The 26,668-nt window shown below is 40.4% G+C and carries 28 protein-coding genes and 1 pseudogene; 11 read left to right on the top strand and 18 right to left on the bottom strand.

Going from position 1 to position 26,668, the window contains the following annotated elements; all coding sequences use genetic code 11:
- Window position 1: 1 nt before the first annotated feature.
- The 6 genes and pseudogenes from L1D46_RS01140 to L1D46_RS01115 form a co-directional block, all read right to left on the bottom strand.
- Window positions 2–1,984, bottom strand: coding sequence for a hypothetical protein (locus L1D46_RS01140; protein WP_239976575.1), 1,983 nt, complete (start codon window positions 1,982–1,984; stop codon window positions 2–4).
- Window positions 1,981–3,828 (bottom strand): hypothetical protein, encoded by a 1,848-nt coding sequence (locus tag L1D46_RS01135; RefSeq protein ID WP_239976573.1) that lies wholly within the window; start codon window positions 3,826–3,828, stop codon window positions 1,981–1,983. Before L1D46_RS01135 ends, L1D46_RS01140 begins: the two co-directional genes overlap by 4 nt.
- Window positions 3,829–3,852: 24 nt before the next feature.
- Complete coding sequence (locus tag L1D46_RS01130; protein WP_239976571.1) at window positions 3,853–5,388, bottom strand: site-specific integrase; 1,536 nt, start codon at window positions 5,386–5,388, stop codon at window positions 3,853–3,855.
- A 106-nt stretch (window positions 5,389–5,494) separates the two neighbouring features.
- A pseudogene (locus tag L1D46_RS01125) lies at window positions 5,495–5,758 on the bottom strand (secondary thiamine-phosphate synthase enzyme YjbQ); the annotation flags it as partial.
- A complete protein-coding gene (locus tag L1D46_RS01120) occupies window positions 5,755–6,222 on the bottom strand; it encodes a chemotaxis protein CheX (RefSeq protein ID WP_054554140.1) in 468 nt (155 codons plus the stop codon). The pseudogene L1D46_RS01125 and the gene L1D46_RS01120, both read right to left, overlap by 4 nt.
- A 73-nt stretch (window positions 6,223–6,295) precedes the next feature.
- The gene (locus L1D46_RS01115) at window positions 6,296–6,730 is read right to left on the bottom strand and encodes a transcriptional repressor (protein ID WP_054554141.1); all 435 of its coding nucleotides are present in this window, start codon (window positions 6,728–6,730) and stop codon (window positions 6,296–6,298) included.
- A gap of 94 nt (window positions 6,731–6,824) precedes the next feature.
- Between L1D46_RS01115 and L1D46_RS01110 the strand changes: the two genes are divergently transcribed.
- The 9 genes from L1D46_RS01110 to L1D46_RS01070 all read left to right on the top strand — a co-directional run bounded on the left by L1D46_RS01110 (window position 6,825) and on the right by L1D46_RS01070 (window position 13,054).
- Window positions 6,825–7,445, top strand: a complete 621-nt coding sequence (locus L1D46_RS01110) for a MarC family protein (protein WP_130049847.1) — start codon at window positions 6,825–6,827, stop codon at window positions 7,443–7,445.
- Window positions 7,446–7,600: 155 nt separating this feature from the next.
- Window positions 7,601–8,023, top strand: coding sequence for a hypothetical protein (locus tag L1D46_RS01105; protein ID WP_239976569.1), 423 nt, complete (start codon window positions 7,601–7,603; stop codon window positions 8,021–8,023).
- A gap of 236 nt (window positions 8,024–8,259) precedes the next feature.
- Window positions 8,260–9,237 (top strand): tRNA dihydrouridine(20/20a) synthase DusA, encoded by a 978-nt coding sequence (gene dusA / locus L1D46_RS01100; RefSeq protein ID WP_130049845.1) that lies wholly within the window; start codon window positions 8,260–8,262, stop codon window positions 9,235–9,237.
- Window positions 9,238–9,472: 235 nt separating this feature from the next.
- Entirely contained in the window at window positions 9,473–10,147 is a 675-nt protein-coding gene (locus L1D46_RS01095) for a PspA/IM30 family protein (RefSeq protein ID WP_130049844.1), read from the top strand.
- Window positions 10,148–10,157: 10 nt separating this feature from the next.
- Entirely contained in the window at window positions 10,158–10,364 is a 207-nt protein-coding gene (locus L1D46_RS01090; RefSeq protein ID WP_054554145.1) for a PspC domain-containing protein, read from the top strand.
- A gap of 9 nt (window positions 10,365–10,373) precedes the next feature.
- Window positions 10,374–10,700, top strand: a complete 327-nt coding sequence (locus tag L1D46_RS01085; protein ID WP_130049843.1) for a hypothetical protein — start codon at window positions 10,374–10,376, stop codon at window positions 10,698–10,700.
- An 80-nt stretch (window positions 10,701–10,780) separates the two neighbouring features.
- Window positions 10,781–11,287, top strand: a complete 507-nt coding sequence (locus L1D46_RS01080; RefSeq protein WP_130049842.1) for a copper chaperone PCu(A)C — start codon at window positions 10,781–10,783, stop codon at window positions 11,285–11,287.
- 8 nt (window positions 11,288–11,295) lie between these two features.
- Window positions 11,296–12,282, top strand: coding sequence for a DUF2333 family protein (locus tag L1D46_RS01075; RefSeq protein WP_130049841.1), 987 nt, complete (start codon window positions 11,296–11,298; stop codon window positions 12,280–12,282).
- Window positions 12,283–12,286: 4 nt separating this feature from the next.
- The gene (locus L1D46_RS01070) at window positions 12,287–13,054 is read left to right on the top strand and encodes a TIGR04219 family outer membrane beta-barrel protein (protein ID WP_130052207.1); all 768 of its coding nucleotides are present in this window, start codon (window positions 12,287–12,289) and stop codon (window positions 13,052–13,054) included.
- 33 nt (window positions 13,055–13,087) lie between these two features.
- Here the strand turns inward: L1D46_RS01070 and L1D46_RS01065 are convergent, their stop codons facing one another.
- Window positions 13,088–13,975: a TIGR03899 family protein gene (locus tag L1D46_RS01065; protein ID WP_239976567.1), complete on the bottom strand. Its 888-nt coding sequence runs from the start codon at window positions 13,973–13,975 to the stop codon at window positions 13,088–13,090.
- The gene (locus L1D46_RS01060; RefSeq protein WP_167658738.1) at window positions 13,944–14,450 is read right to left on the bottom strand and encodes an SRPBCC family protein; all 507 of its coding nucleotides are present in this window, start codon (window positions 14,448–14,450) and stop codon (window positions 13,944–13,946) included. The genes L1D46_RS01065 and L1D46_RS01060 overlap by 32 nt, the downstream gene beginning before the upstream one ends.
- Window positions 14,451–14,709: 259 nt before the next feature.
- On the opposite strand from L1D46_RS01060, the gene L1D46_RS01055 reads away from it, so the two are divergent.
- Complete coding sequence (locus tag L1D46_RS01055) at window positions 14,710–16,905, top strand: EAL domain-containing protein (RefSeq protein ID WP_130049838.1); 2,196 nt, start codon at window positions 14,710–14,712, stop codon at window positions 16,903–16,905.
- A 121-nt stretch (window positions 16,906–17,026) separates the two neighbouring features.
- Window positions 17,027–19,207 (top strand): YgiQ family radical SAM protein, encoded by a 2,181-nt coding sequence (locus tag L1D46_RS01050; RefSeq protein ID WP_167658736.1) that lies wholly within the window; start codon window positions 17,027–17,029, stop codon window positions 19,205–19,207.
- Between the two features lie 34 nt (window positions 19,208–19,241).
- Here L1D46_RS01050 and mgtE read toward each other — a convergent pair whose 3' ends face one another.
- The 10 genes from mgtE to kdsC form a co-directional block, all read right to left on the bottom strand.
- The gene (gene mgtE, locus L1D46_RS01045; protein WP_130049836.1) at window positions 19,242–20,600 is read right to left on the bottom strand and encodes a magnesium transporter; all 1,359 of its coding nucleotides are present in this window, start codon (window positions 20,598–20,600) and stop codon (window positions 19,242–19,244) included.
- A 211-nt stretch (window positions 20,601–20,811) separates the two neighbouring features.
- Window positions 20,812–21,084, bottom strand: coding sequence for an HPr family phosphocarrier protein (locus L1D46_RS01040; RefSeq protein WP_239976565.1), 273 nt, complete (start codon window positions 21,082–21,084; stop codon window positions 20,812–20,814).
- Between the two features lie 15 nt (window positions 21,085–21,099).
- Window positions 21,100–21,945, bottom strand: coding sequence for an RNase adapter RapZ (rapZ, locus tag L1D46_RS01035; protein WP_130049834.1), 846 nt, complete (start codon window positions 21,943–21,945; stop codon window positions 21,100–21,102).
- Window positions 21,946–22,398 carry a PTS IIA-like nitrogen regulatory protein PtsN gene (gene ptsN, locus L1D46_RS01030; RefSeq protein WP_130049833.1) on the bottom strand — a complete coding sequence of 151 codons (453 nt, stop codon included), beginning with the start codon at window positions 22,396–22,398 and terminating at the stop codon, window positions 21,946–21,948. It abuts the gene before it with no gap.
- A 3-nt stretch (window positions 22,399–22,401) separates the two neighbouring features.
- On the bottom strand, window positions 22,402–22,689 hold the full coding sequence (gene hpf, locus L1D46_RS01025) for a ribosome hibernation promoting factor (protein WP_036971325.1): 288 nt from the start codon (window positions 22,687–22,689) through the stop codon (window positions 22,402–22,404).
- 27 nt (window positions 22,690–22,716) lie between these two features.
- Window positions 22,717–24,213, bottom strand: a complete 1,497-nt coding sequence (locus L1D46_RS01020) for an RNA polymerase factor sigma-54 (RefSeq protein WP_130049832.1) — start codon at window positions 24,211–24,213, stop codon at window positions 22,717–22,719.
- 117 nt (window positions 24,214–24,330) lie between these two features.
- On the bottom strand, window positions 24,331–25,056 hold the full coding sequence (gene lptB, locus L1D46_RS01015) for an LPS export ABC transporter ATP-binding protein (protein WP_062566533.1): 726 nt from the start codon (window positions 25,054–25,056) through the stop codon (window positions 24,331–24,333).
- Entirely contained in the window at window positions 25,053–25,574 is a 522-nt protein-coding gene (lptA, locus tag L1D46_RS01010; protein WP_130049831.1) for a lipopolysaccharide transport periplasmic protein LptA, read from the bottom strand. The genes lptB and lptA overlap by 4 nt, the downstream gene beginning before the upstream one ends.
- A complete protein-coding gene (gene lptC, locus L1D46_RS01005) occupies window positions 25,564–26,118 on the bottom strand; it encodes an LPS export ABC transporter periplasmic protein LptC (protein WP_130049830.1) in 555 nt (184 codons plus the stop codon). The genes lptA and lptC overlap by 11 nt, the downstream gene beginning before the upstream one ends.
- Window positions 26,115–26,666 carry a 3-deoxy-manno-octulosonate-8-phosphatase KdsC gene (gene kdsC / locus L1D46_RS01000; RefSeq protein ID WP_054561100.1) on the bottom strand — a complete coding sequence of 184 codons (552 nt, stop codon included), beginning with the start codon at window positions 26,664–26,666 and terminating at the stop codon, window positions 26,115–26,117. The genes lptC and kdsC overlap by 4 nt, the downstream gene beginning before the upstream one ends.
- Window positions 26,667–26,668 lie beyond the last annotated feature (2 nt).

Genomic DNA, 26,668 nt, shown 5'->3' with positions numbered 1-26,668 from the left:
TTTAGACCTCCTTTGTGGCAATGCTACCTATTACTTCATCGTCAAATACTTCGAATTTTAAGTTGTGTTTTTCTAGTGTGACTTGGTTACGTTTAATCTTTTGCTTAAGGGCAATTAAGTTACTGTTTTCAAGTGGATCACCTGTATTCAATGATCTAAATGTTTTGATTAGACGGTTATTCTGACGAAGAATAACCTTTGCCTGAGCGTCTGTGATAATTTGGTGATCACAAGGTTTCTTCTCGGCTGAAAATTGCTCAATACCGCAGACGCGACTGCAAGTTGCATTGGTGCAATAACCTCCCGTTGGAAGTTTAACAACTGAAAGGCTGCCGTTACGAATCAACCCCTCTATCTCAGCGCGGGTCATATAGACATCATGCCCATTTTTTAGCTTTTTATATTTATCTTTTGCAATACGCTCACCCTCTATTCCGCTTAAATGCTCAGACTTGTTGTACACTTCATCGAAGATGTCCACAGCCATGCTTATGCCTTCATCATTCATTATTTTTAATAGATCGGCATCTAGTAATATATCCTCCATCGCCTGTAAAGTTGCATTGTTAGCGTAATAACTAGACATGTTAATATTGCGGTGTTTGAACTGAAACTTAATAGTTGCAGATGAACCAAATCCATAGCGCTTGAAAAAAACGGCAAAAGTTCGTCTAAAATCATGCGGTGAAAGCCTATTAAGGGGGCTGCCTTTTTTTAGCTGACCAACTCGTGATGGATTTAAGCGATTAAATTCATCAACATCAGCCTGACGAGCAACAATAGGTCTAACTAACTCAGTCAATGATCTTGGTAAACCTGTTTGCACGAATTTCGATTTAACAGATGCTGGTTTCAAAGCTAAAAATGTGGAGTTGATTTGATCTAGTGCTTTTTGGTGTTTTTCTTGGCTTAACGAGCCGTTAGCTAGCTGAGCATTTATACGTATTTTGTAATCTCTTCTTAAATTCTCAGTCATATCAAAAGCAAGCTCTAACGCACTTTTCACTACAGGGTGAGTTTGCCAAGTTTCAGTTTTAGGTATGCCATCATTGCCTTTTGTTGTTTTCCCTTGAATAACAGGCACCTCAATACCATTAGCTACCTTTGTTCTGTAGCTCTCTTTAGACATGCTTAACACTTCCCCTAGTCTTGCCCCTGAAAAGGCCGCAGTAACTAAAAAGCAATGCCGCATTATCTTCCCTAAAGCTTTCCCGTTACAATCAATAATGAAGTCGGGTATATTGTGCTTTATTTCTTGCGCTACCCTCTTGTACGCTCTGTTTAAAACTGCGCCAATATGCGATGTCTTTGTAGTATCGGCTTTTTCTTCTGCTAATATCACGTAGAAGTCGTTCATTACCCTAGCAATTTCATGTCTGTGTTCATGATATACCTCGACGGTATGTATAGCATCAGACAAAATGGCTTGGTACATTGTTATTGGTATAGCGATAGATTGTTCAACAGGTTTACATCTAAATTTGCGACGTAGCTCCTTTCCATTAATAGCCCTACGACATAACTCGAATCCATTTAAAAGGTTTAGTGCCCTAATTATGGAATCTAAACTGGCCGTTGAAAGATCCTTTTGTTCCATATATTTTCCAAGCTTTCTTTCAAAGGACTTGTAAACTCTGTCATCGGATAAAACTGACCAATCACAACTATCCATAATCGCACTAACATGTCGTAATCCGCGCACGAAATTACGTACTTGAGAAGATGTTAGTGCTGTTTTATTTTTAGTTTTATACCGCTCGTATATATACCAAGTTGTTGATTGGATAGCTTTACGGAATCTACTATCTATTGAACAGAATACAATTTCCGACCTTCCATTCGCTCCATGCTTTTCCATACCTATGAAATCCCAATAGTGGCTATATATGTAACTTAGCGGGCTACCGTCTGCGCACCTTGTGACCACAATATCGTCATCAAAGATAGGGACTTTTTCTAACTTTATAGAGTGCTTTATGTTCATGAAAACACCTCTAATAAGTCGTTTAAACTGTAAACAGTTGAGTAAAGTGGGTGAGGAGCATCTTTAATTCGTTCTTGAGCTTGTTGATAATTTTCTAACGATTTCTCTTTGAATCTCTCTAAAACAGTTTCTACATTCATAAACAGCTCTGTATATCTTTGCTCAGGCATGGAGTTAATTGAGGGGGCTTGTTGCAGTTGCTGTAGAGTTTCTTTAAATGAGAGCATCAACCAAATGTCAGTAACTTCGGCTACAAATGCGTGTTCACTACAATCCCAACAAGCAAGGAAGTCAGTACATGCAATTTCATTAGAGCTTTGCTGTATACCTTCGCGTGTGAGAAGTTTATCGATAATAATCGCACTGCCTTTCCTATTATCGTTGCATCGAATTCCTGTTGGTGTTCGTGATTCGTGACTTCTATCCTGTCCTTCACGAAGACGCTGATACTCATAATCGTCCAACACTCTCGCGTAGTTGAATTTTGCCTCTGTGGTTGCCTCAGAAATGTCTTTTCCTTTAGCCATATTAAATTTTGCATCCATAGATGCAGCTAGATTTTTCTGATGTCCTGATTCATGGCCATGTACATAACTACGCTTAATCGTATCAGGGGTATTATTTGCAGTCATAGAGACCAGATATACGGATTCGGTAACTTGAAATAGCGTATCTAATTTAGTTTTTCGTAAGTTAGATGGAGTGATCTTAGGCAACCCGAGGCGAGCTAACAGTCTGTTTACGTTTTCTTGAGGGCTTTGGTTCGAGCCTGAATAGGTATCAACTCGACCATTTTTCGTGAAATATGGAAATAGTGGAGCATTTTGATCATGTTTAGCCATCTTCAATGATATCTTGAGCCAGCTTTCGATGTACTCCTTCGCTCTTTTACTAAAACCAAGAGAGTTATCTTGCTCTTGCCAAGCAGCTCTACCTTTTATTGAATCCAGTATATACCTACCACCTAGCAGCTCTTTAAATGTAACATCAGATATTCTAAGACTTGCAAGTGGTGTAGTATTTATTCCTGTGAACATATAGCAGATCATCATTGCAATTCTGACGATATGATTATTCGGGTGTGTTCTTGACATTGCGTTTACAAAAGCAATTTTATGTGCCCCTAGCTTATGGCCAGAAAGTCCTCTTTTTTCAGCTTCTTTTCTTAATAACACCTCATCTAGTAAGGGGTGTCTATCAGGGAGTGTATTTTCGCTAAAGTGCACACAAAGAGCTTTGTACGCCTTAAAAAGAGCTTGCACTACAGGCTTTAACTCGGACGTCAAGTCTAAGGATCTGTGAGGGATTATACTATCTCTCCGCCGTTTTACAGGAGGTAGCTGGTCGGCTTCATATTTTCGACCTTTTGCCTTTAATAACCATGAGATACCACCTCTTCTAACAGACCATGCAGATTTTTTCATTTGCCCAAGCCTGCATTGCTCTTCGCACCAAGTCATGTATTTATTAGTCAACACATTGTGAACATAGTCACCATTTATGGCTTTCAAATCATTATCATCTAGCCATCTGATATAGGAGATCATAGTTTTAAAATAATGTCTGCTAGTCGAGTTTTTAATTTCACTGAGCAATAAATAAAGCTCACGGATGAATGAATCACGGTCCATATCAACCAGTACCGTACCTTCTCTAAAGTAAGGAGGGCTTCCTTCTTGAGATTGTAACGTTGGGCATCCCTTGTACTTTAAGCGGAGCAAATGACAATTCCCTCCATAGGGAAGTACCATAGATTCAATATTAAGTTGTTGAACTTTTGCTTTGGTTGTAAACAGGTTAGGTTCTGGAGATAAGGTTTTACGCTTGTTTTTATTACGAACCATACAATTATCTCCCACCTATTGGTTTTAGTTAGATAACTGCGTATCTAATTCGTTAGGTTCATCAAAAACTTTTAGATGCTCCAATACATCTTCGTATATTTCATCCCCCGTTGGGTAGTCTTGAGCGATTGTAAGGTACATCAATGTGGTTGACTCATCTTCATGTCCGAAACATTCAGAAACATGTGCTAAGGCTTCATCTGTAGTCATTTCCCTTAATAAAACTCTAAAGAGCGATACACCAAATGTAGCCCGTAAATTATGTACTGTGCCAATTACCTTTTTGCCTGTTACTTTCTCTACTGTTGTGCGTATCTCATTCCATCGTGTATTGATTTCATTAAGCTTTGTGAATATAGGCTTGCCCGATTGACTAATAAACAGGTAGTGTTTATCTTCGTCGACACCATCTTCAGCATCAAAAAAACCATCTTCCCCATTATCTCGGGTGGTCTGACATAATTTCTGAAATTTAGCTAATCGCTGTTTATATCTATCACTACGTGTGTACTCATAAAGCATCTGCATGATGGAACTTTTAATTATTGTGCGTCTGGATTTATTACCGCCATCTTTAGTTTTGGTGAGGGAGCCATATTGACCACCAATACCGATCCGTGTATTGGGTTTAGTTAAGTCAGGCTTAACTACTTGCCCTTTGTGCAAACTGGAGGCTTCTTCTTTTCTCATGCCTGAATAGCGAATTATCAGAAATAACAGACAGAACTCTATTGGTATAGTGGCTGACTTTAATTCCCCACCAATATTCTTTACAACTCTACGGGTGTTGATAAGAATATTTTCTACCTCTTTCCATTCGTTATTTGTTAGCGGTTTAAGCCCTCGCTTAGCAGATGGTAGTGAACCTCCTTCATTTTTTTGTGACTTAGGGAAGTTCAAGCGTAAATCAGTAGTGTGGATTTCTTTAGACATATAACCATTCATCGACCTGCCATTCGCCTCGAAATGTAGAGTTATAACTTCATGCTCAAAGGGGGGATTGACAAAGGGGTAACCATTTCGAAGATGGAATTTATAGAACTTAATCACCGCACCCATATAAGCTGTAGCTGTTGTCCTAGCTAACCTTTTATCTTGATCTGGTTCATTTAGCACTGCGTCAAACAGCGCTTTACGATATTGATAGGTGATACGTTCTGATTTTCTAATGGGGAAGTTATCCCAAGTTGGTCTCGGAAGGTCGATAGCTTCATCGTATAAGTCTTCATCATGGCAAGTATCCCAACGCGCTTGCATTGTGATTAAAAATGAAAAAAAGTGAATAAGCCCTTTGCTGTACTGTTCAGATTCTTCTTTTCTATCATCAATATGATGGGAAAGGATAAACCTGTTAGCATGTTCCAATGGCTCTTCCGAAACTAGAACGCCACTTTCATCTCTACCAACAAGAAATAATAGTACGACATTTTTAATGTGGGTGAGGCCATGTTTTGAGTATTCTACAAACAGTTCTCCATTTTCATCTACACCAACTAAAGGTCTGCTGTACGTATACGGTTTTATCTGTGTTGATACTACCTCGTAAGAGATTTTAGGCATGTTTATAACTGTTAAAGTAAGAGAATGTTTAATAACTTACTTTAGTAGTCATTCATAAGTTGTCAAATGTGTATGGTTAGCTATTAGGAAAATAAGTGTAAGGGTGATCATCATCACCTTCATAATCATGGCGATAATAACTTTGTCGTTCTGGCACAAAATGATTGAAGTGACTTTCCATATCCATTCGTACAGTAGGATCTGCATTTTCGTTAATAGTTAAGCTTGCAGAAGTATGCTGAATGAAAAGGTGTAATAAGCCTACTTTGTATTGCGTTATTTCAGGAAGTTGACGAAGTAGCTCGTCATCAATGATGTGAAAGCCTCGCGAACGAGGCTTCAATTGAATGATTTTTTGCTGCCAGCTCATAGTTTATCAAAGCTAACTTCAATATTGGCGTTACCATCAGCAGAAGTGAATGGAATTAACACCTTGGCACCTTCACATTTATGAGCGATTGTATGTCCTTTACCAGACACGACAACTGGCGTAGCCATATCAAACTCATAGCCTTTTTCGCCGAGTAAGTTTTTAGCGCCACCTGTCACCATGTTAGTAATTTCACCTACCATGTCTGTTACTTCTTCGTTCACCGTATCAGGGCGTTCACCTAGCATTCTTTCCATAATGGTTAGTGCCAGATTTTCATCAAAGGTGATTGAAAGTGAACCTTTAGTTTGTGGGCCAACCATACCAATCAAACCTGATACATCGCCACGGGCTAATTCATCTTTTTTTAAACTAGGTTTGCCCGGCTTTAATTCTGTTTGAGCCATGGTGCTCAATACATTTAATAATGATGATAAAAAAGGGTTGATGAACTCCACATTCATTATTTAATTTCCCTTAGGTTTCGAAATGCCATTAATCATACTTTAAGTGTAGTGGTTGTTTCAAACACCGCACTTATTCTTTGCACTTTTCGCACTTGCCATGTGCTTCGATAGTTTGTCCTGAGACAATAAATCCACTTTCTGCAGCTAAGTTATTAAGCTCATGAGATATTACTGTTGAATGTAATTCTTTTACATAACCACAGCTGTCACAAATTAATAATTGTACAGGGTGAATGTGATCAAAATGATGGCACAACATAAATGAGTTGGTGCTTTCAATTTTATGAATAAAGCCAAGTTCCGATAAGAAATCGAGCGCTCGATAAATAGTGGCTGGTTTTGCGCCTGACTCAGTTAATTTGAGTTGTTCTAATAAGTCATAAGCACCGACACCACCCTGCGCACTAGCTAATAGGCGGAATACTTTTTCACGGATAGGTGTGAAACGTGCACCACGATTATCGCATACTTGTTTTGCTTTACTGACGAGTGATTCTATATTCATCTTCTCTTATCCTTACGCTACCGTGATATACTAACATACTGTATTGTAGTTGCAGTGTTTTTATTCGCTAACACGTTTCAAGGGAGTTTTCTTAATGAATGAATTGTTAGCTGCGTTCATTTTCTTTTTTGCCGTCATTGATCCGATCGGCACTGTGCCCGTTTTTATTGCAGTTACACGCTGGGATGATGCTAAATTTAAGCGCAAAGTTGCGTTAAAAGCTGTTGGTGTTTCGGCACTGGTTTTATTGTTTTTCGTTGTGGCTGGTGAGTTACTTTTAGACGCGATAAATATTCCGCTTTCGGCGTTTCAGATTGCCGGAGGTATTGTTTTATTACTTTTTGCTTTATTGATGATATTCGGTGAAAGTAAACCAGAAACAGAGATCAAAAGCGTTCGAGATAGCACAGAAACCGCTATTTTCCCATTGGCGATACCTTCAATTGCCAGCCCAGGTGCCATGCTAGGTGCGGTATTGATGACCCGAAATACCGAATACACTTGGTATGAGCAACTTATAACCTCATCGATCATGCTTTCTGTATTAGTAATCGTGCTGGTTTTATTACTGCTTGCTACACATGTTCATAAGTTAATTGGTGATAGTGGCGCGAGTATCATTAGCCGGGTGATGGGCTTAATTTTATCGTCAGTGGCGGTTACTAATATTTTAGGCGGTATTGCTCACTACTTTGGTTTAAGTGTTGTCGGCTAGTTTTAATTTAAAGTGCATTTTCAGTGATTTAAACTTTGAATAATTGCCTTCTTTTATCTAACTTTAAAGAAGGCAATATAAAATTTAAGGAACAAAGAATGCTAATCAAAAATGTCGTCTTATCTGTTTTTCTGATTTTTAGTTTAGGTGCTTGCATGGAGCCGACCTATGATAGTGGTAAGCTAAAAGTCATCGAAGTAACAGATCATGATTTTAAAATTAATGGTGAAAGCGCAGTAACCGTGATTGTTGGTCATGCCAATGTGGCGGAATACAGCTTCTCACTTCGTAAAAGTGATTTAAAGAAAGGCACGCTTCTGCAGTCTGTGTCTGACAGTAATCCAAATGTACGTGCTGATGGTACCTTCTTTAGTGAATATTATGTGCAATCAAAAGATCATGATACGCGCGCATCAATTGAAATTGTAGAAATGGATCCTGTTGAGAAAGTAGCGCGAATTGCAGTGGGTGCTAAGCTCGTTAACCTGAAAAACGAAGACTACAAAGAGCTTGAAATCACGGTATTGGAGCTTACAGGACAAAACCTTGAGCATCTTCTAAATGAAGTGAAGATGTAACTTTTCCATTTTTGCTTATTCATCAAAGAAGTGAGTTTGCAGTACACTTCTTCACCTCTTTTCATCATCTGATCTTTGATTAAGCCATGCCGTGAGCTTGCTTCGGTGGTATAATGGCTGCAATTTTTCATTTCGGTGCATACCAATGGGGTATGTGTCATCGCTATTTTTAGCGTTCATCGTATTAGGTAATTTAAGTTGCAAGTAAATGCATTGATCTTAAAAGGGGCCATGTTATGAGCACAACGACATTAAACCGCCGTTTTTCCGTGGCACCCATGTTAGATTGGACTGATCGTCACTGTCGAACCTTTCACCGTAAAATGACTAAGCACGCTGTGCTTTACACTGAGATGGTGACAACAGGCGCTATTTTATTTGGTAAAGGCGATTACTTACACTTTAATGAGCATGAAGGGCCAGTCGCATTGCAACTTGGTGGATCAGATCCTGAAGCTTTGGCTAAGTGTGCAAAATTAGCGGCAGAGCGCGGCTATCATGAAGTTAATTTAAATGTGGGCTGTCCGTCTGATCGCGTGCAAAATGGTCGTTTTGGTGCTTGTTTAATGGCTGAGCCTAAACTGGTTGCTGACTGCGTTGCTGCAATGAAGGCCGAAGTGACTATTCCTGTTACGGTTAAAACTCGTATTGGTATTGATGAGCAAGATTCGTATGAGTTTTTATGTGCCTTAATAGAAGCAAGTCATGATGTTGGTTGTGATGACTTTATTATTCATGCGCGTAAGGCATGGCTAAATGGCTTAAGCCCAAAAGAAAATCGTGAGATCCCACCTCTTGATTATCCTCGCGTTTATCAGCTGAAAAAAGATTACCCGCAACTACACCTAAGCTTGAATGGTGGCGTGAAAACGATTGCTGATAGTGTGGCGCACCTTGAGTATGTTGATGGCATCATGATTGGCCGTGAGGCGTATAGTAATCCGTTTATTTTGTCTGAAGTAGACGAAAATATTTATGGTGATGAAGCCTTTACACTGAGTCGCCATCAGGTTGTGCGTGCAATGTATGACTACATTGAAGATGAAATGAGTAAAGGCGCTAACTTTTGGCATATTGCTCGCCACATGTTGGGGATTTTCCAAGGCCAACCTGGGGCGCGTGGTTTTAGACGCCACCTTTCAGAAAAGGGTCATGGTAAAGCGGCTGATTTATCTGTTATGGATAAAGCCTTGAGTTTTGTCCCAGAAGCCTAATCAAATATCCTATTAAAAAGCCACATTTCGTGGCTTTTTTTGATCCTAAAATTTAGTGAAAAAGTTAATTTTTTAGTCAAATTAGTTATTTTTCATTCAGTCACTAGTCAGCCAAAATCTCAATAAATCCACTTCAACTGATTGTATTTAAATAATAAATTTTGTTTATTCGTTAGTTGGCACAAGAATTGGAATCTCCTAGCTGTATTAACCCAATAATCAACAGGAGAGTCACATGGGTGTATTAAATCGCGTAAATGACATTATTCAGGCAAACCTTTCTGCAGCATTAGATAAAGCTGAAGATCCTGAAAAGTTACTTAATCTACTCGTGCAAGAAATGCAGGATGCACTGACTGAATGCCGTGCAACCGCTGCGACATTTTTAACGCAAGAAAAGCAAATGAAGCGCGAAATCGCAGCTAAACAAGCGAAAGTAGCTGACTGGCAAGCTAAAGCAGAAAAAGCACTAAGTAAAGATCGTGATGATCTTGCCAAAGCTGCGTTAGTTGAAAAGCAGCGTTTAACGACAGAAATCGAAGCGCAACAAGCTGAAATGGATAAAGTTGCTGAGTCACTCGCAAAATTGACAGAAGACTGCCAGCGTTTACAAAACAAGCTTGCGGATGCAAAAGCCAAACAGCTGACTTACATGCAAAAAGAACGTGTTGTTACAGCACGTTTAAAGGTTAAAGAGCAGCTGCATAGCAGTAAAGTTGAAGATGCATTAGCACGTTTTGACTACTTAGAGCAGCGCGTTGAAAACATTGAGTCACAAGTTGAAGCGTATGAACTTACGCAAAGTGATGCCGCAAATTCAACAGCAGCGCAAATCGCTGCCCTTGAGAAAGATGAAGCAATCGAAAAACAGCTTGCTGATTTAAAAGCAACGATGAAGCAGTCGGCTTAGGAGGTTTATGATGAATACTTATCACACATCGACACGTTGGTACCGTGATCTGAGTAACAAAAAGATCTCGGGTGTGTGTAGCGGACTCGCTGCACGCTTAGGCTTCCCTGTGTGGTCAACCCGTTTGGTAATGATCATACTACTTATTCAAATGCCGCTGTTAATTGGCGTGGGTTACTTAGTGGCTCATTGCACTTTACCAGTAAAAGGCTACTAGGAGTCGATCATGAAAACGTTAGCTATCATCGTTCTAGCAATGTTACTACTATGCACTGATGTAGTTTCATTTGTATCGTTTGACTCATGGCAGTTGCCCTTATCAATTGCTGATATGAGTTGGGCTGGCCTTGAGGTCATCGGAGCAATTGTAGCTGTGATTGCTGTCGTTGCTGGTGTTGCGCTATTCACTATTGGTCTACTTGGCGCAGGTGTTGTTGCTCTGATTGGTGTTGTGCTTGCGTTTTTATTTGGCTCAGTAATGATTGCATGGCCTCTTTTATTGATCGCAGCATTGTGTTGGTTGATCGCCGATAACAAAAAATCACCAGCTTAAGGTACTATTAAACTGCCTTAATACATAAAATATGCTAAATTTAGCGGGTAAGTTAATGTCTTAACAAGGATTAAAACATAATGAAACTATGGCCCGCACTCTCTTTTCTTACCGCAAGTTTAATCACGAGTACCTTTTCATTTGCCCATAGTGGCCATGACCATAACGATGTTGCTGAAGTAACCGTAAGCAACGCGCAGGTACGTGAGTTTTTACCAGCCAGTAAAGCAAGTGTTGCTTATTTAACTATTACCAACCCAAGTGAGCATGCAACAGTACTAACTAAAGCGGAACTGGATGGTTTAGGACGTGTTGAAATCCATCAGCATACCCATGTTGATGGCATGATGAAAATGGAGCAGGTTTTATCATTAAAGATCGATGGTCATAGCAGTGTTGAGTTTAAACCAGGTGGTTATCACTTAATGGTGTTTGAACCTGAAGATCAACTAAAAGCAGGGCAAGAGCGTAAACTCACGCTATATTTTAATGATGGCAATCGAGTTTTCACCCAAGCCAAAGTTGTGTCTTTACAAGAAATGTCTGAACAGGCAGCACAAAAAAGTAAAGAGCACTCACATCACTAGGAGGTATTATGTCTGAGCATAAAGGAAAAATAGCCAGTGCATTACTTATTGTATTAATTATTTTTTACGCGATTGCTGTTTACTGGAGTAGTGAGCCGGATCGCATGGATGTTGTTAGCAAGGCAAAACAAGAAGCGCAACTGCGTGGCGAAAAGTTTGTCACTGGCTACACAACAACGTCAACACTGATTGATGTTGCAAGTACATTGTTAAATAAGCCTGGTGGTTATTTATCAAATGATATGATGCCACCTAGTGTGATGATGGATAATATGCCTGCCTGGGAATACGGCGCACTTGAGATGACCCGTGATTTAGTGTTGTCTATGCGTAAAGACTTCAGCCGTTCACAATCGCAATCTACTGAGCATGAAGCTCTAAAAAAAGCCCAGCCACAGTTTAACATTAGCTCTGTTGCATGGGCATGGCCGAGTGCTGAAACAGAGTATCAAAAGGGCATTGATTTATTGGTAGTGTACCGTACTCAAATAGCGGATCAGAACGATCGTGATAGCCAGTTTTATGCCCGTGCTGATAATTTACGCAGCTGGTTAAAAGAAGCTGAAAAGCGACTTGGCAGCTTAAGTCAGCGATTAAGTGCGAGTGTTGGTCAAGACCGTTTGAATACAGATTTAGCTGGCGACACTGCAGCTCATCAAGCAACTTATACACCTTTGCAAAACCAAGTGAAAACATCTTGGTGGCAAATTGATGATGTGTTTTATGAATCTCGTGGTGCAACGTGGGCATTACTGCACTTTTTACAAGCGGTTGAATATGATTTTGCTGATGTATTAGAAAAGAAAAATGCTCGTGTTAGTCTGCAACAAATTATTCGTGAATTAGAGGCCACACAAGAAACAGTGTGGAGCCCAATGATTTTAAATGGCAGTGGCTTTGGTTTTGTAGCTAACCACTCATTGGTCATGGCGAATTATATTTCTCGAGCCAATGCGGCTCTAATTGAACTTAGCGAACTTTTAGCGCAAGGATAAAATGATGAAAAAGTACTGTTTAGCAGCAGCCCTTTCAATGGCTTGTTTAGCCCCAACAGCGCAAGCTGATACATTATTAGGTTTATACTTAGGTGTTGATGGCTGGCAATCAGATAATAGCGGTAGCTTTGCTCAAGACGGAAACTTACAAAGCTTTAAATTTGATGATGAAACGTTTACGAGCTACTACGCAGCGCTTGAGCACCCAGTGCCGTTAGTACCAAACATTAAACTAAAATACACTGAGCTTGAGTTAAATGGTGATACCACCCTAGATGAAACCTTTAGCTTTGGTGGTTCAGATTACGTTGTAGGTACGCAAGTAGGCACTGTCAGCGATTTATCACACATCGACTATATTCTCTATTACGAAATCTTTGATAATGATTTAGTTTCTATTGATTTAGGTGTGAATGCGAAACAATTCGACGGTGAAATTACGGTAACGGGTACATCGCAAGATGGTGGCCAAAACACGACTGAGCGAGTTGATTTCTCTGGTTTCGTACCTTTAGTTTATGGCCGTGCTGAAGTTGGCTTACCATTAACGGGTTTAAGCGTATTCTTTGAAGGTAGTTTACTAGCTATTGACGATAGCAAAATTCAAGACTATCAGGCGGGCATTGCATACGCTTTACTTGATAACTTAGCAATTGATATGGATATTAAAGCGGGCTACCGCTCAATGACATTAGAGCTTGATGATATTGATGATATCTACACAGACTTAGATGCATCAGGCCCATTTGCGGGTATTCAAATCCACTTCTAATCGAGCCATTCGATTTATACTAAGCTGGCTGCTTTATTTTAAAGCTTGCCAGCTTACTTCAAATTCATCTTCTAATGCTGTTGATAATATTTGCTTATAAGCTTTGTTTATTGGCGATGCAATTAGCTTTCGTAACTCATCACCTGTTTGAGTAAACTTATAATAACTGAGTACCAAGTCATTACTTTTCGCTATTAGAACCAAGCGTTGATTCATAAAGCTCAGTATTAGTTCTTGGCCAGCTTTTAAAACGGCTGATTCGATTTCTTTTCGGTATAGTAAGTTAATATCCATTAAGGTAAGAATATCAGGAAAGCTAACGGGAGTTTTTCCTAAGTTAAATGACACTTTGTTACCCTTTCTGAGCAAATCAAACAGCGATGGTTTTTTATAAAAGCCGAGTAAAATTAAGTGGCTGTTGTCTTTTTCATTAAAGCCACACAGTGATGTACAGCGTTGAAGGGCATCAGCTTCTCGCTGAGTCATGTGTTTAAGTGTTTGCAGGCTTTTAATTGAAAAGGTACCCGGTGAGACTGTTTCACCAGCTAGTATTTTCGCCCACAGTTTCTGCATTGATGAGTTCGCAGTGTCTTCACATAAACTAATAAAACGCTCTATCCAATCAAAATCGGGCTGTTGTTGACCAGTAACATCCGGGCAAAAAGCCATGGCCATCGACATAATGGTTTCGATATTTTCTTGGCGCTTTATAAATTGAATTTCTTGGCGAGTTTGGGCGCGCTCTAAAAGGCTGGCTTGAGCTCTTATTTGATAGGCTAGCTGTTGCTGACCTTGTGCTGAGTAGCTGTCATTATCAGCATGGTTAATCCTAGCCGATGGGGCTTTATGAATTGGATAGCCGAGCTGATTTTCTATGATATTAGCAAGATTAACTCTCGCTTGAGCTGCTTTCACTGTCATCGGTAGCAATCGCCTTGTCTTTTGTTGCTAACTGCGCATGGGTTTTGATGTTATTGAGCGCCAGCTTTACTGTGTTATTGAGAATATACTGGCTTAATAAAGCAAGGTAGCCACCAATAATTGGGGTATTAACCTCACCATTTAGTGAACACTCAATATTAACGTTATCGCCTTCAGGTAAATAGCGGATAGTGCCTTGGGTAATGTGTTCTTTATTAAATAATATATTAAATGAAAGCTGAGTATTGTCGAGTTGGGTGATGGTCATTTCACCTTCGCCAAAGCGACTTTGCCAAAATTGATGTGCACCAACGCCCTGACTTGGCTCAGCAATGATAAATTTAATGCTCGGGTCCACTGCCTGCCATGGTTGCCACTTTGGCCATTGACTAAAGTCGCCAACAAGACTCGCAATCTCGGCGCTGCTTGCGTTCACTTTAATTGACTTGTGAACTGTATATTGCGGTGAAAGCATCAGTCCAATGACAAGTGAGATCAGAATGCCGATAAAAATCGCTTTTAGGGTAAAAATGAGTATTTTAATAGTCTCACCTCAGGCAATTGTTTTATAACTTTCATAACATTATACGTAACATAGACTATAATCTGTTTGATACTATATAAGCTATCACTAATGTATCATAGTTAAATAAGTGATAGAATTTTGAGCGTCGCTGTAAAATGGAGTGGAACCATGGTTACAGTATTATGGGCATCACTCTAAGGAATTATTAATGGCATCAGAGAGTAACGACTTTTTGTTTAGTGACCAAGATGACGAACAGTTAGTGGATGAAACTGTCTCTGATTTTTGGGACGTATTAATTGTCGATGATGATCCAGAAATACATTCAGTGACTAAGCTTGCTCTTTCAGGGGTTGAGTTCTGGGACAAAGGCTTGCGGTTCCACCATGCCTATTCAGGTGCAGAAGCACTCGAATTACTTAAAAATGACCATTCGATTTCGGTGATTTTACTTGATGTAGTCATGGAGTCAGATGATGCTGGCTTAAAAGTTGTAAAGCAAGTTAGAGAATGCCTCAAAAATCACAACGTGCGAATTATTTTACGAACCGGACAACCAGGTTATGCACCTGAAGAAAAGGTTATCCGCGAATACGATATAAACGACTATAAAACCAAAACAGAACTAACACGCAGTAAGCTTATTACTGCACTTGTTACTGCTATTCGCTCATATGAGCAAGTTTGTCAGCTAGAATTTCAAAGCCGCGCTTTAAATAATATTTTGTATGCATCAAAAGCCATTCTTGGTTTTACCGATATCAAAGCTTTTTCGATGGCGGTTATCAAACAGCTTTCAATTATTTTGGATTGTGAACCGCAAGGCTTACTGTGTGGTTCAATCGAAGATGATAATCAGGTTTATGTTTTAGGCGGTTGCGCTCAATACAATGATTTTATAGGTCAAGGTGTTGAGCAACTTGATGATGGTCGTATCATCATGCAAGTGAATAATTGCTTGGCGCAAGGTGAACATCAACATACGGATATTGACAGTACATACTTACTCAAAAGTAAAAATCGCCAAGCAGCTATTTACTTAGAAACCGAGCACACGCCAAGTCCTTCGCAATTACAATTTGCCGAGATATTCCTGACTAATGTCAGTGTTGGTCTTGATAATGTTAGATTGTTCAACCGTTTACGCGATGCTGCATATAAAGATATTTTAACTGGCTTATCGAATCGTAATGATTTCATGAATAAAGTTGAGCGTTACTATCAACCGGGTAAAAGTGATTTTGTATTTTTATTAATTGATGTTGCGCAATTCTCTGATATTAATAACGGCTTAGGTCAAGAGATCGGTAACTTATTACTGAACGCAATTGTCGATAGGTTACAACAAGAGTACCCTAATGCTGAGTTGCTCTCACGTATTGGTGCAGATGTGTTCGGTCTATTGTTACCAGTTAATGAGTGTGATGTTGAGCTACTTCGCGAGCATTTAAGTTTGCCTTTTAATGCGGGCGAACACATTTTGCCAATCAATTTTAACATCGGTTTATGTTATCAAGGTGACTTTCAAAAAGCGGGAATTGAGACATTAAAACTGGGATACATTGCTCTTAACCAAGCTAAAAAACAATCTTCTGAAATGGTGGTGACTTATACCCCAGATATGGAAGAGAAAATGGCGTGGCGTTTAGGTATCATCAGACAACTTCGCCAAGATTTCGAACAACGTAAATTAGAGGTTTGGTTTCAGCCGCAACTTGATTTAAATACCCTTGAGATTATTGGCTGCGAAGCGCTGCTTCGTTGGCCTTCGGGTAATGGTCAGTATATTTCACCGGCGATTTTCGTTCCTATGGCTGAAGATGCAGGCTTAATTGTTGATATAGGCCAGTGGGTGCTAGAGCAAGCATGTTTGCAGCAAAAGCGCTTAGAAGCATTAGGCTTTTCAATAAGTATTGCTGTGAATGTGTCGGTGCCACAATTTAAAGTTAAAGGCTATGCACAGCAAGTTAAAGACACTTTAACAAAATACAATGTAGAGCCGCAGTTTATCGAACTTGAAGTAACCGAAAGTGTGGTTATGGATGAACTAGCTAATGTGATCACGACATTAAAAGAGCTTAAAGAGTTTGGCATTGAGATTGCGATTGATGACTTTGGTACAGGGTTCTCGTCGTTGAGTTATTTGCAAAAATTGCCGCTTGATAGACTTAAAATTGATCGTGCTTTTATTAAAGATTTACCAGGTCAAGATTGTCAGGCGATTGCAGCGTTAATTATTTCTCTTGGTGCAAGGTTAGGCTTAAAAACTATTGCAGAAGGGGTCGAAACACAAGCGCAAGCAGATTATTTAGCCCAGCTTGGCTGTGATGAAGTGCAAGGCTTCATGTACGCTAAGCCTATGCCAGAAAAAGAGTTAATTACCTACCTGCAAGCTAAGCAATAGCTAGTTACAGTAAGTGCATATGAATTAAACAGCGCCCTTCCACGTGAAGGGCGTTTTGTTTTCTATAATAATGCATAAGAGTGGGGTATAATTCGCCCCTTTTGTTAGCAGAGTACACTTTATGAGCGCATTAAAAGCCGAGCGAGGCCTGTTTTCTTACCCTAAGTATTGGGCTGAATGCTATGGCACGGCGCCATTCTTACCGACCACTCGTGCAGAAATGGACGCGTTAGGCTGGGATAGCTGTGACGTGATCATTGTCAGTGGTGATGCATATGTTGATCACCCAAGTTTCGGTATGGCTGTGATTGGCCGCATGCTTGAATCGCAGGGTTTTCGCGTTGGTATTATTGCGCAGCCTGACTGGAACTCGAAAGATGCCTTTATGGCGTTAGGCAAGCCTAACTTATTCTTTGGTGTTACGGCGGGTAATATGGACTCGATGATCAACCGTTATACCGCTGAAAAGCGTATGCGTCATGATGATGCATACACGCCAGGTAACATAGGTGGTAAACGCCCTGACCGTGCGGTGGTTGTATATAGCCAACGTTGTCGCGAAGCTTATAAAGATGTGCCGCTGATCATCGGTGGTATTGAGGCGAGTTTACGTCGTATTGCTCATTATGATTACTGGCAAGAAAAAGTACGCCGAAGTGTTCTGTTTGATGCCAAAGCCGACATTTTAATTTACGGTAATGCTGAGCGTCCACTTGTTGAAGTGGCTCACCGTATTGCCGCAGGTGAGTCGGTCGAGACAATTCAAGATATACGTGGTACCGCGGTAATTCGTAAGGAACCATTGCCGGGTTGGCGTGGTAGTGACTCTACAGCTATCGATAAAATCGGTAAGATTGATCCAATTCCAAACCCGTATGGCGCAGATGATGTAGGTTGTAGTAAATCCGAGTTTAAAAAAGCGGGTATTGATCTAAGTGCTGAAGCAGCCAAACCAATAACTGTTCAGCCTGCACGTCCTAAACCATGGGAAAAGACCTACGTTAAACTGCCAGCGTTTGAGCAAGTGAGTGTGAATAAGCCGCTTTATGCCCATGCGTCGCGTATTTTGCACCAAGAAACAAATCCAGGCTGTGCACGTGCGTTATTTCAACGTCATGGCGACCGTTCTATTTGGGTAAATCCGCCAGCATTTCCACTAGAAACAGAAGAAATGGATGGTGTATTTGGTTTGCCATACCAACGTATTCCGCACCCAAGTTATGGTGATGACAAAATCCCTGCGTATGAAATGATTAAAACCTCAGTGAACATTATGCGTGGCTGCTTTGGTGGTTGTTCTTTCTGTTCGATCACAGAGCACGAAGGGCGTATTATTCAAAGCCGTTCAGAGCAATCAATTATTGATGAAATTGAACAAATTCGTGACAAGGTACCGGGCTTTACTGGGGTTATTTCTGACTTAGGTGGACCGACTGCGAATATGTATAAGTTGCGCTGTAAGAGTAAAAAAGCAGAGAGTACTTGCCGTCGTTTATCATGCGTTTATCCTGATATTTGTAAGCATATGGACACGGATCACACGCCAACCATTGAGCTTTATAAAAAAGCCCGAGATGTGAAGGGTGTGAAGAAAATCTTAATTGCTTCAGGCGTACGCTATGACTTAGCAGTTGAAGATCCACGCTATGTAAAAGAGCTGGTTACCCATCACGTAGGCGGGTATTTAAAAATTGCCCCTGAGCATACCGAAGATGGCCCATTATCTAAGATGATGAAGCCGGGTATGGGTGCTTATGATAAGTTTAAAGAGCTATTTGATAAATACTCAAAAGAAGCAGGTAAAAAGCAGTATCTGATCCCGTACTTTATTTCTGCTCACCCAGGAACTAAAGACGAAGACATGGTTAATATGGCGCTTTGGTTAAAGAGTAATGACTTTAAGCTTGATCAAGTACAAAACTTTTATCCGTCGCCAATGGCCAACGCAACGACGATTTATCATACTGAGATGAACTCGTTACGCAATATTAAAAATAACACTGAGCAAGTGCCTGTACCAAAAGGCGCCCGCCAGCGTCGTTTACACAAAGCGATTTTACGTTACCATGATCCTGCTGGTTGGCCGATGATCCGTGAAGCGCTAAGAAAAATGGGCAAAGCGAATCTAATCGGTAAGGGGCCAAACTGTTTGGTACCGGAAGAAGGTCGCAACGAGAAAGCAGCTAAAGGGAAGGGTGGTAAAGGCCGCGCGGCACTGACGCGTCATACCGGTTTTAGCCAGTTTAAAAAGGCCAATACTAAACCAAGAGTTGGTAAAAATAAGCAGCGTGCAAGTAAATAGAAATAAATACGGCCCTTAAAGGGCCGTTTTCAGATTAGATTAATAACCACGTTGCAGTACCTAAGAAGGCAAAGATACCGACAATATCGGTAACGGTTGTTAGTACCACACTGCCAGCGAGGGCAGGGTCAATTTTCATTTTCTTGAGAATTAATGGAATGCTTGCACCCGCAATACCTGCAGCAACCAGGTTCATAAACATTGCAAAGGCTAATACTGCACCGAGCTTAAAGTCCCATTGCCATAGGGCAACAACACCGGCAATTAATATCGACCAAATAACGCCATTCAGTGCGCCAATCGCTAATTCCTTGAGTAATAAGAAGCGTTGGTTAGTTTGATTAATATGGCCAACGGCTATACCACGAATAACCAGTGTTAAAGTTTGACTGCCTGCAACGCCACCCATTGAAGGTACGATACCATTGAGTACTGCCAAAATAGGCAAAATTGCTAAGGTATTTTCAAAAAAGCTTGCCACAATTGCCGCTAGCAATGCGGTTAATAAGTTAACTCCAAGCCAAATAGAGCGACGTTGCGAACTTTTTAGCACTGGCGCAAAGGTATCTTCTTCGTCATCAAGACCAGCGAGGCTTAGCATGCTATGTTCAGCATCTTCGCGGATTACGTCAACGATATCATCGATGGTAATACGACCTAGCAAGTGTGCGTTGTCATCAACAACCGGGGCTGAAATCCAGTTATGACGTTCGAAAAGTTGTGCTACATCACTTTCATCCATTGAAATAAGTATAGACTCACAATCTTCATCCATTAAATCGCGAACAATTTTATCAGATGGGCTTGTCAGCAGTGTAGTTAACGAAAGTGCTCCTAGGAAGCAGTTATGCTTATCAACAACGTATAAGTCATCAGTGCCTTCTGGTAGCTCACCTCGTAGGCGTAAATAGCGTAGCACTACATCTAAAGTAACATCTGGGCGAATTGTTACCGTATCGCTGTTCATCAAGGCACCGGCAGAGCGCTCTTGATAAGAAAGTGCCTGAGTAGCCCTTTCTCTATCTTGCGAGTCCATTGCACTAACTACGTCTTGATATACGGTATCAGGAAGGCTACGTAAAACCTCACCTAAGTCATCGTCGTCCATGTCCTCGGTGGCGGCAGCAATGTGCTCAGGTTCCATCTGCGCAATAATACCAAGACGTACATCTTCAGACAGTTCTTCTAGAACATCACCACGCACATCTGGATCAACCAGCTGCCAAAGCATACGACGAATTTTATGGGGAGAAGACTCAAGTAAAAGGGCTGTATCACAAGGCGCCGTTTTGGCTAACATACCGCGCACTTGAACAAATTGACCACTATTGAGTGACTTGGTCACTTGTTTGAGTTGTTGTAGTGGGTAATCTTGTTCAAAGGCTTCTGGCATTGGCGTCCTTACAACTGAAAAAAGTTTATATAGGCTGAGCAAATACAGCATAGTTGCTTTGTGGTGTATTTGCAGAGATATCGTCGCACTGTGATAAATTTATTAAGAGTTTTGCAACTTAGAAAAGCGAGCGATATAAAAGTAGGATATTTAAAAGGAATTTCAAATATCCTAATTAAGTTTACCGTAAATCTTGAAGGCTTAGCAAATGCTATTCTTGCTCGTGAAAGCGCTGTGCGATTAATTCACCGATTGCAGTTAATGCTGCATCAGCATCAGGGCCTTCACAAACGACTCTAACTTCTTTACCTTGACTGCTTTCAAGTAGCATTAACGCCAATACGCTGTCACCTTCAGCTTCTTTATCGTCTTGATAAAGCGTAATTTTAGCATCAAATTGTACTGCTAATTGGGCTAAAACAGTGGCTGCGCGAGCATGTAAGCCGAGTTTGTTTTGAATTAAAAAGGTATCTTCAGCGCGCATTATAATAGTGCCTAATTAAATGTCTTGTTCACGGTGGCGAATTTTTACATTGTCATGGCTTTTAGCAAAACTCTCACCAATTGTTTGCGCTAAGTAAACAGAGCGATGTTGGCCACCAGTACAACCAATGGCAATGGTAAGGTAACTTCGGTTGTTACGCTCTAAGTGTGGTAGCCATGTTTGTACAAATGTTTGAATTTGCCATGTGAACTTTTGCACTATGCTGTGGCTAGCTAAGTAATCTTTTACTGGTTGATCTAGACCCGTTAGCGGCTTTAAATCAGGTTCCCAGTGTGGGTTAGGTAAAAAACGTGCATCAAATACGTAATCAGCTTCTTTTGGAATACCGTGTTTAAAGCCGAAAGACATAAAAGTGATAATCAGTTTTTTATCCTTTTTACCCAAAATCTTTTCGCGAATTGATTCTGCTAACTGATGAACACTGAGATCTGTGGTATCAATCATAAAATCAGCACGAGTGATCAACACATCGAGTAAGACTTTTTCTTGTTTAATAGCCAGATCAAGTGGCAAAGAATCAATGGATAATGGGTGTAAACGACGAGTCTCTGAAAAGCGTTTTATCAGGGTTTGGTCATCACTGTCTAAGTAAAAAAGTGTTGGATTTGCGAAACCTGGCAGGTACTCAAGAATATCATTAAATTCTTGCTGCTCTTTTGGAAGGTTACGCACATCAATACTGACCGCTATTTTATCGTAGTTATCTGATACGCTACGCACGAGCGAAGGCAGTAAATTGACTGGAATATTATCAACGCAATAATAACCTAAGTCTTCAAGTACTCGTAAAGCGACCGATTTACCTGAGCCTGAGCGACCGCTGATAATGATTAATTCCATTTATGCCTCTGCTGATATAACCTGAAACAGTTGCTGATCGGTAGTAGCGCTACGCAGCTGTTTACAAAACTCTTTATCTTTAAGTCTATCAGCAATTGTTGATAAGGTCTTTAGATGAAGCTGAGAGTCACCATCTGGTACGATGAGTGCTACGAAAATGTCAACAGGGCGATTATCAATTGCATCAAAATTGATTGGGGATTCACTCACTATGACAAACGCCTGAGGTTCATCGGCGCCACTCATTCGGCCATGTGGAATAGCAATACCTCGGCCAATACCGGTGCTACCTAGCTTCTCTCGGTTGAGTAAAGCATTTAGGATATCTTGTTGAGATAAATGAGGAAGCTGCTGGTGAGCCAGTTCGCTGATATATTCAAGAATTCTTTTTTTGCTATTAAAAAGGACCGCAGCTTTGCTGCAGTCCTGATTAGTAAGTGAACTTAGTTTCATAATTTAATGTCGAGCTAATTTCTCTTTGTGTTTAATGACTTGGCGATCAAGCTTATCGATCAACGAGTCAATGGCTGCGTACATATCTTGATGTTCTGTAGAAGCGAACAATTCGCCTCCGTTTACATGTAAAGTTGCTTCTGCTTTTTGGCTTAATTTTTCTACATCTAGAATGACATGAACATTATTAATATGGTCAAAATGCCTTTCTAGTTTCGCAAACTTGGTGTTTACATAGTCTCTTAATGAATCAGTGATTTCTACATGACGACCAGTTAAATTTAGTTGCATAAGCATTTTTCCTTCTATGTAAAACGTCTAAATCAAACTCTTACGCTGATTAGACGGAGGTATTGCTAGAGACTCACGATATTTTGCAATTGTACGTCTAGCTACTTTAATTCCTTGCTCAGCCAATATATCTGCAATTTTGCTATCACTCAATGGTTTAGCCGAGTTTTCTGCAGCGACTAACTTCTTGATTAAAGCGCGTATTGCTGTTGAAGAACACTCACCACCATTTTCAGTGCTGACATGGCTTGAGAAGAAATATTTCAACTCAAAAATACCCCTAGGGGTATGCATATATTTTTGCGTTGTTACTCGTGAAATCGTCGATTCATGCATTTCGACCATTTCAGCAACATCATTTAGCACCATCGGCTTCATTGCTTCTGGGCCATGCTCAAAGAAAGCTTGTTGTTGTTGAACGATACAGTTGGTCACTTTTAATAGTGTATCGTTACGGCTTTCTAAGCTCTTAATAAACCACTTTGCTTCTTGTAAGTGAGAGCGAATAAATTGGCTGTCGCTACTTGATTTAACAGAGCGAGACATAGCCGCATATTGGCTGTTCACTCTAATCTTTGGCATACTATCTGGGTTTAACTCAACCACCCAGCGACCTTTTACTTTTTTCACTGATACATCAGGTATGACGTACTCAGACTCTTCGCGTACTATGCTATCCGCAGGCTTAGGGTTTAAGCTGTGAATTAGCGTCATTACTTCTTTAAGCTCATTTTCTTTAAGCTTAGTCTTTTTCATCAAAGTTCGATAGTCGCGACTCGCTAATAATTCGATATGCTCAGATAAAACCATTTTAGTTTCAGCTAAATATGGCGTGTTTGCATCGAATTGGCGAAGTTGAATACACAGGCATTCCTGTAAACTACGCGCCCCAATACCGACAGGATCAAACAATTGAATTCTCTTTAGGACCGCTTCGACTTCATCAAGTTCGATTTCTTCTTCATCACTATTTTGATTAAAGCTCTCGACGATATCTTCACAGCTTACCGTTAAAATACCAGAGTCATCGATAGCCTCAACAATTGCCACAGCAATCGCTTCATCAGTCGGACTAAAGGGAGTTAGCTGTAATTGCCACATAAGGTATTCGTGAAGGGTTTCGGTCGATGCACCTTGATAAATAGATTCATCTTCTGGCATTGGCCCTGATGATGTTGATGGAGCGGCACTCATGTACTCATCCCATGTAACATCCATAGCTAAATCGTCACTTACAGTGTCTTTATTTAGAGCATCACTGCTTTCTTGTTCATATTCGCTAGGTGCTTCGTCTGCAGAAGCGCTGACTTGCACATCGTCAGATTCAGCTTTTTGCTCATTTTTGCCGATGCTTTCTTCGTTGTAATCCGCTTCTTCCACTTCAAGTAAAGGGTTACTATCTAGCGCCTCTTGAATTTCTTGTTGGAGATCCAATGTACTGAGCTGCAACAAACGTATAGCTTGTTGCAGTTGTGGAGTCATTGTAAGTTGCTGGCCCATGCGCAGCTGTAATGATTGCCTCATGTATCCCTAACAATCCTTTTTTTAAGTTATCGATAACTGTGCAAAGACAGTTAAGTTATTATCGATTTATTGTCATTGTTATAAGTCTAGCAGATGCTCTAGTCGGTGGCGTAATGGTTACAGCCTAAATTGCTCGCCTAGATAAACATCGCGTACAGTTTGGTCAGCTAATACGTGCTCAGGTGTGCCTGATGCAATTAGCTCCCCATGAGAAACAATGTAGGCTTTTTCACAAACATCAAGGGTTTCTCGAACATTATGGTCAGTAATTAGTACACCAATACCACGATTTTTTAGGTGCTCAATAATTTTCTTTATATCTAACACTGAAATTGGATCAACACCAGCAAAAGGCTCATCTAAAAGGATAAATTTAGGATTAGCGGCTAATGCGCGAGCAATTTCAACGCGGCGACGTTCACCACCAGATAGAGCCATACCTTGACTATCACGGATGTGTTGGATGCTAAATTCATCTAATAAGCTATTTAGAGTTTCTTCCCGCGTGGTTTTATTTAGATCTTTACGAGTCTCTAAAATAGCCATCAAGTTTTGGTAAACTGTTAACTTTCGAAAAATCGAAGATTCTTGCGGTAGATAACCAATACCCAACCTCGCACGGCTGTGCATTGGCAAAAGGGTAATATCGTTATCATCGATGCTAATTTTACCTTTGTCGCTCGGAACTAGGCCTACAATCATGTAAAAAGTCGTGGTTTTACCAGCACCATTTGGGCCAAGCAAGCCAACAATACTGCCTGCTTCAACTTCCAGACCGACATTTTTAACCACTTGGCGGCCTTTGTAGCTCTTAGCTAAAAGCTCTGCTTTTAATGTGCTCATGGTTGGCCTTTATTGTCTTTTTTATTTTCAACAGGTACTAAAATAGTGTGTACACGATCTGATGAGTTTTCGTCTTTTTCAGCACTGATAAGCTGCTGAGCCATATCATAGGTAATGCTTTTCGCTGTTACTTTTTGACCAGCTTGGGTAACTTCAGCTTCACCGTTTAAGGTTAAGAAGCGTTTCGCAACATCATAACGAACTTCTTCAGCACTGGCGCTCATTACGGAACCATCCGTTTGTTTTTCTTCGAAGTAAGCTGGTTTGCCTGTTGCAATAATTAGCTCTACTGTACCTTCGGTATCACCGCCGTGTGCTTCAAGACGTTCTGCTGTAATACGACGATTACCATGCACGATCTCTACGTTACCTTCAAATATGCCAACGCCATCTTTTAGTTTACCAACTTGGCGATCTGAGCTAATGCTAATTTGTGCGCCAGTTTGCTCGGCAGCGGTGCCGGAAAACGCAATCAATAAGCTTGGGATCAGGAGTAATTTCTTCAGTTTATTGGTCATAGTATATGGTTCGTGTATGGTTAGTTAACTCAACAATTTCGGTTTTTAAATCGGCTTTTAAGCCTTTACCGGTAATCTTTAAATTCGGTCCCGTTAGTGTTACAGGTTGCTTTGAAAACATGGTCATTTTATTAATGTCGACATTAATGTTTTCTGCTTTTATATCTTCGATCATACCGTTATGGGTTAAGTTTTTAGCAACTACATCCCCTTCAAAAATCAGCTGATCATTTTCGTATAAAGTGGCTTCTTTGGCTTTTACTTGCCAAACCTGCTGGTCGCCATAAATAGTAAATACAGGTTGCTCAAAAAAGGTAAACCCTAATTGTTGATACAACTCCATTTTAGCCGCAGCTACTTTATGACTGATTTTTCCTTGCTCGTCATAAGCAGTTTGCTTTAACGCCACCGCAGTGTAATCAGGCGTTGCAATGATCTCGTCTTCACTAGTTATTGTGTCTGCTGATTGATTAAAGTACGGATACCACAACCACACCATGCAACAAACAAAAACAACACTCAGTAAAATACGGGCTATATTCATGCGCTGGTTCCATCGCTAGTTAACGGCTTACCGTTTTCTAACATCAGTAAATCAGTTAATTCACGCACGGCTCCAAAGCCACCTGGTAATAATGTGGTGTAATGAGCCAGCTTTTTAATTAGTGGGTGTGCGTCGTTAACAGCAACAGCAAACCCTACTTTTTCCATTACTGGTAAGTCTGGACCATCATCACCAATATAGGCAATTTGCTCATCAGTTAGCCCCAGTTTATCCTTTAACTCTTGATAAGCAATTAGCTTATCTTCTTGTCCCTGATAAATGTGCTGAACTGTTAGGCTAGTCATTCGCTGCTGAACTATTTGTGAATGGCGGCCAGTAATGACTGCCACTTCAAAACCACTATTTATGAGCGCTTTAATACCAAAGCCATCTTTTGTATTGAATGCTTTAAGTTCTTCGCCATCATTGCCTAAATAAATTCGGCCATCAGAAAAAACACCATCAATATCGCAGATTAGCAATTTTACTTTTTGTGCGCGCTGACTCACATCAGGGCTAAGAGGCTGGTAAAGCTCGGCGAATGTCATTG

This window comes from Pseudoalteromonas sp. Isolate3, assembly GCF_022398505.1.
In the GTDB taxonomy this organism is placed as follows: Bacteria; Pseudomonadota; Gammaproteobacteria; order Enterobacterales; family Alteromonadaceae; genus Pseudoalteromonas; species Pseudoalteromonas apostichopi.
The sequence above is the reverse complement of the archived record's forward strand: the minus strand, read 5'-3'. Positions and strand labels throughout refer to the sequence as shown.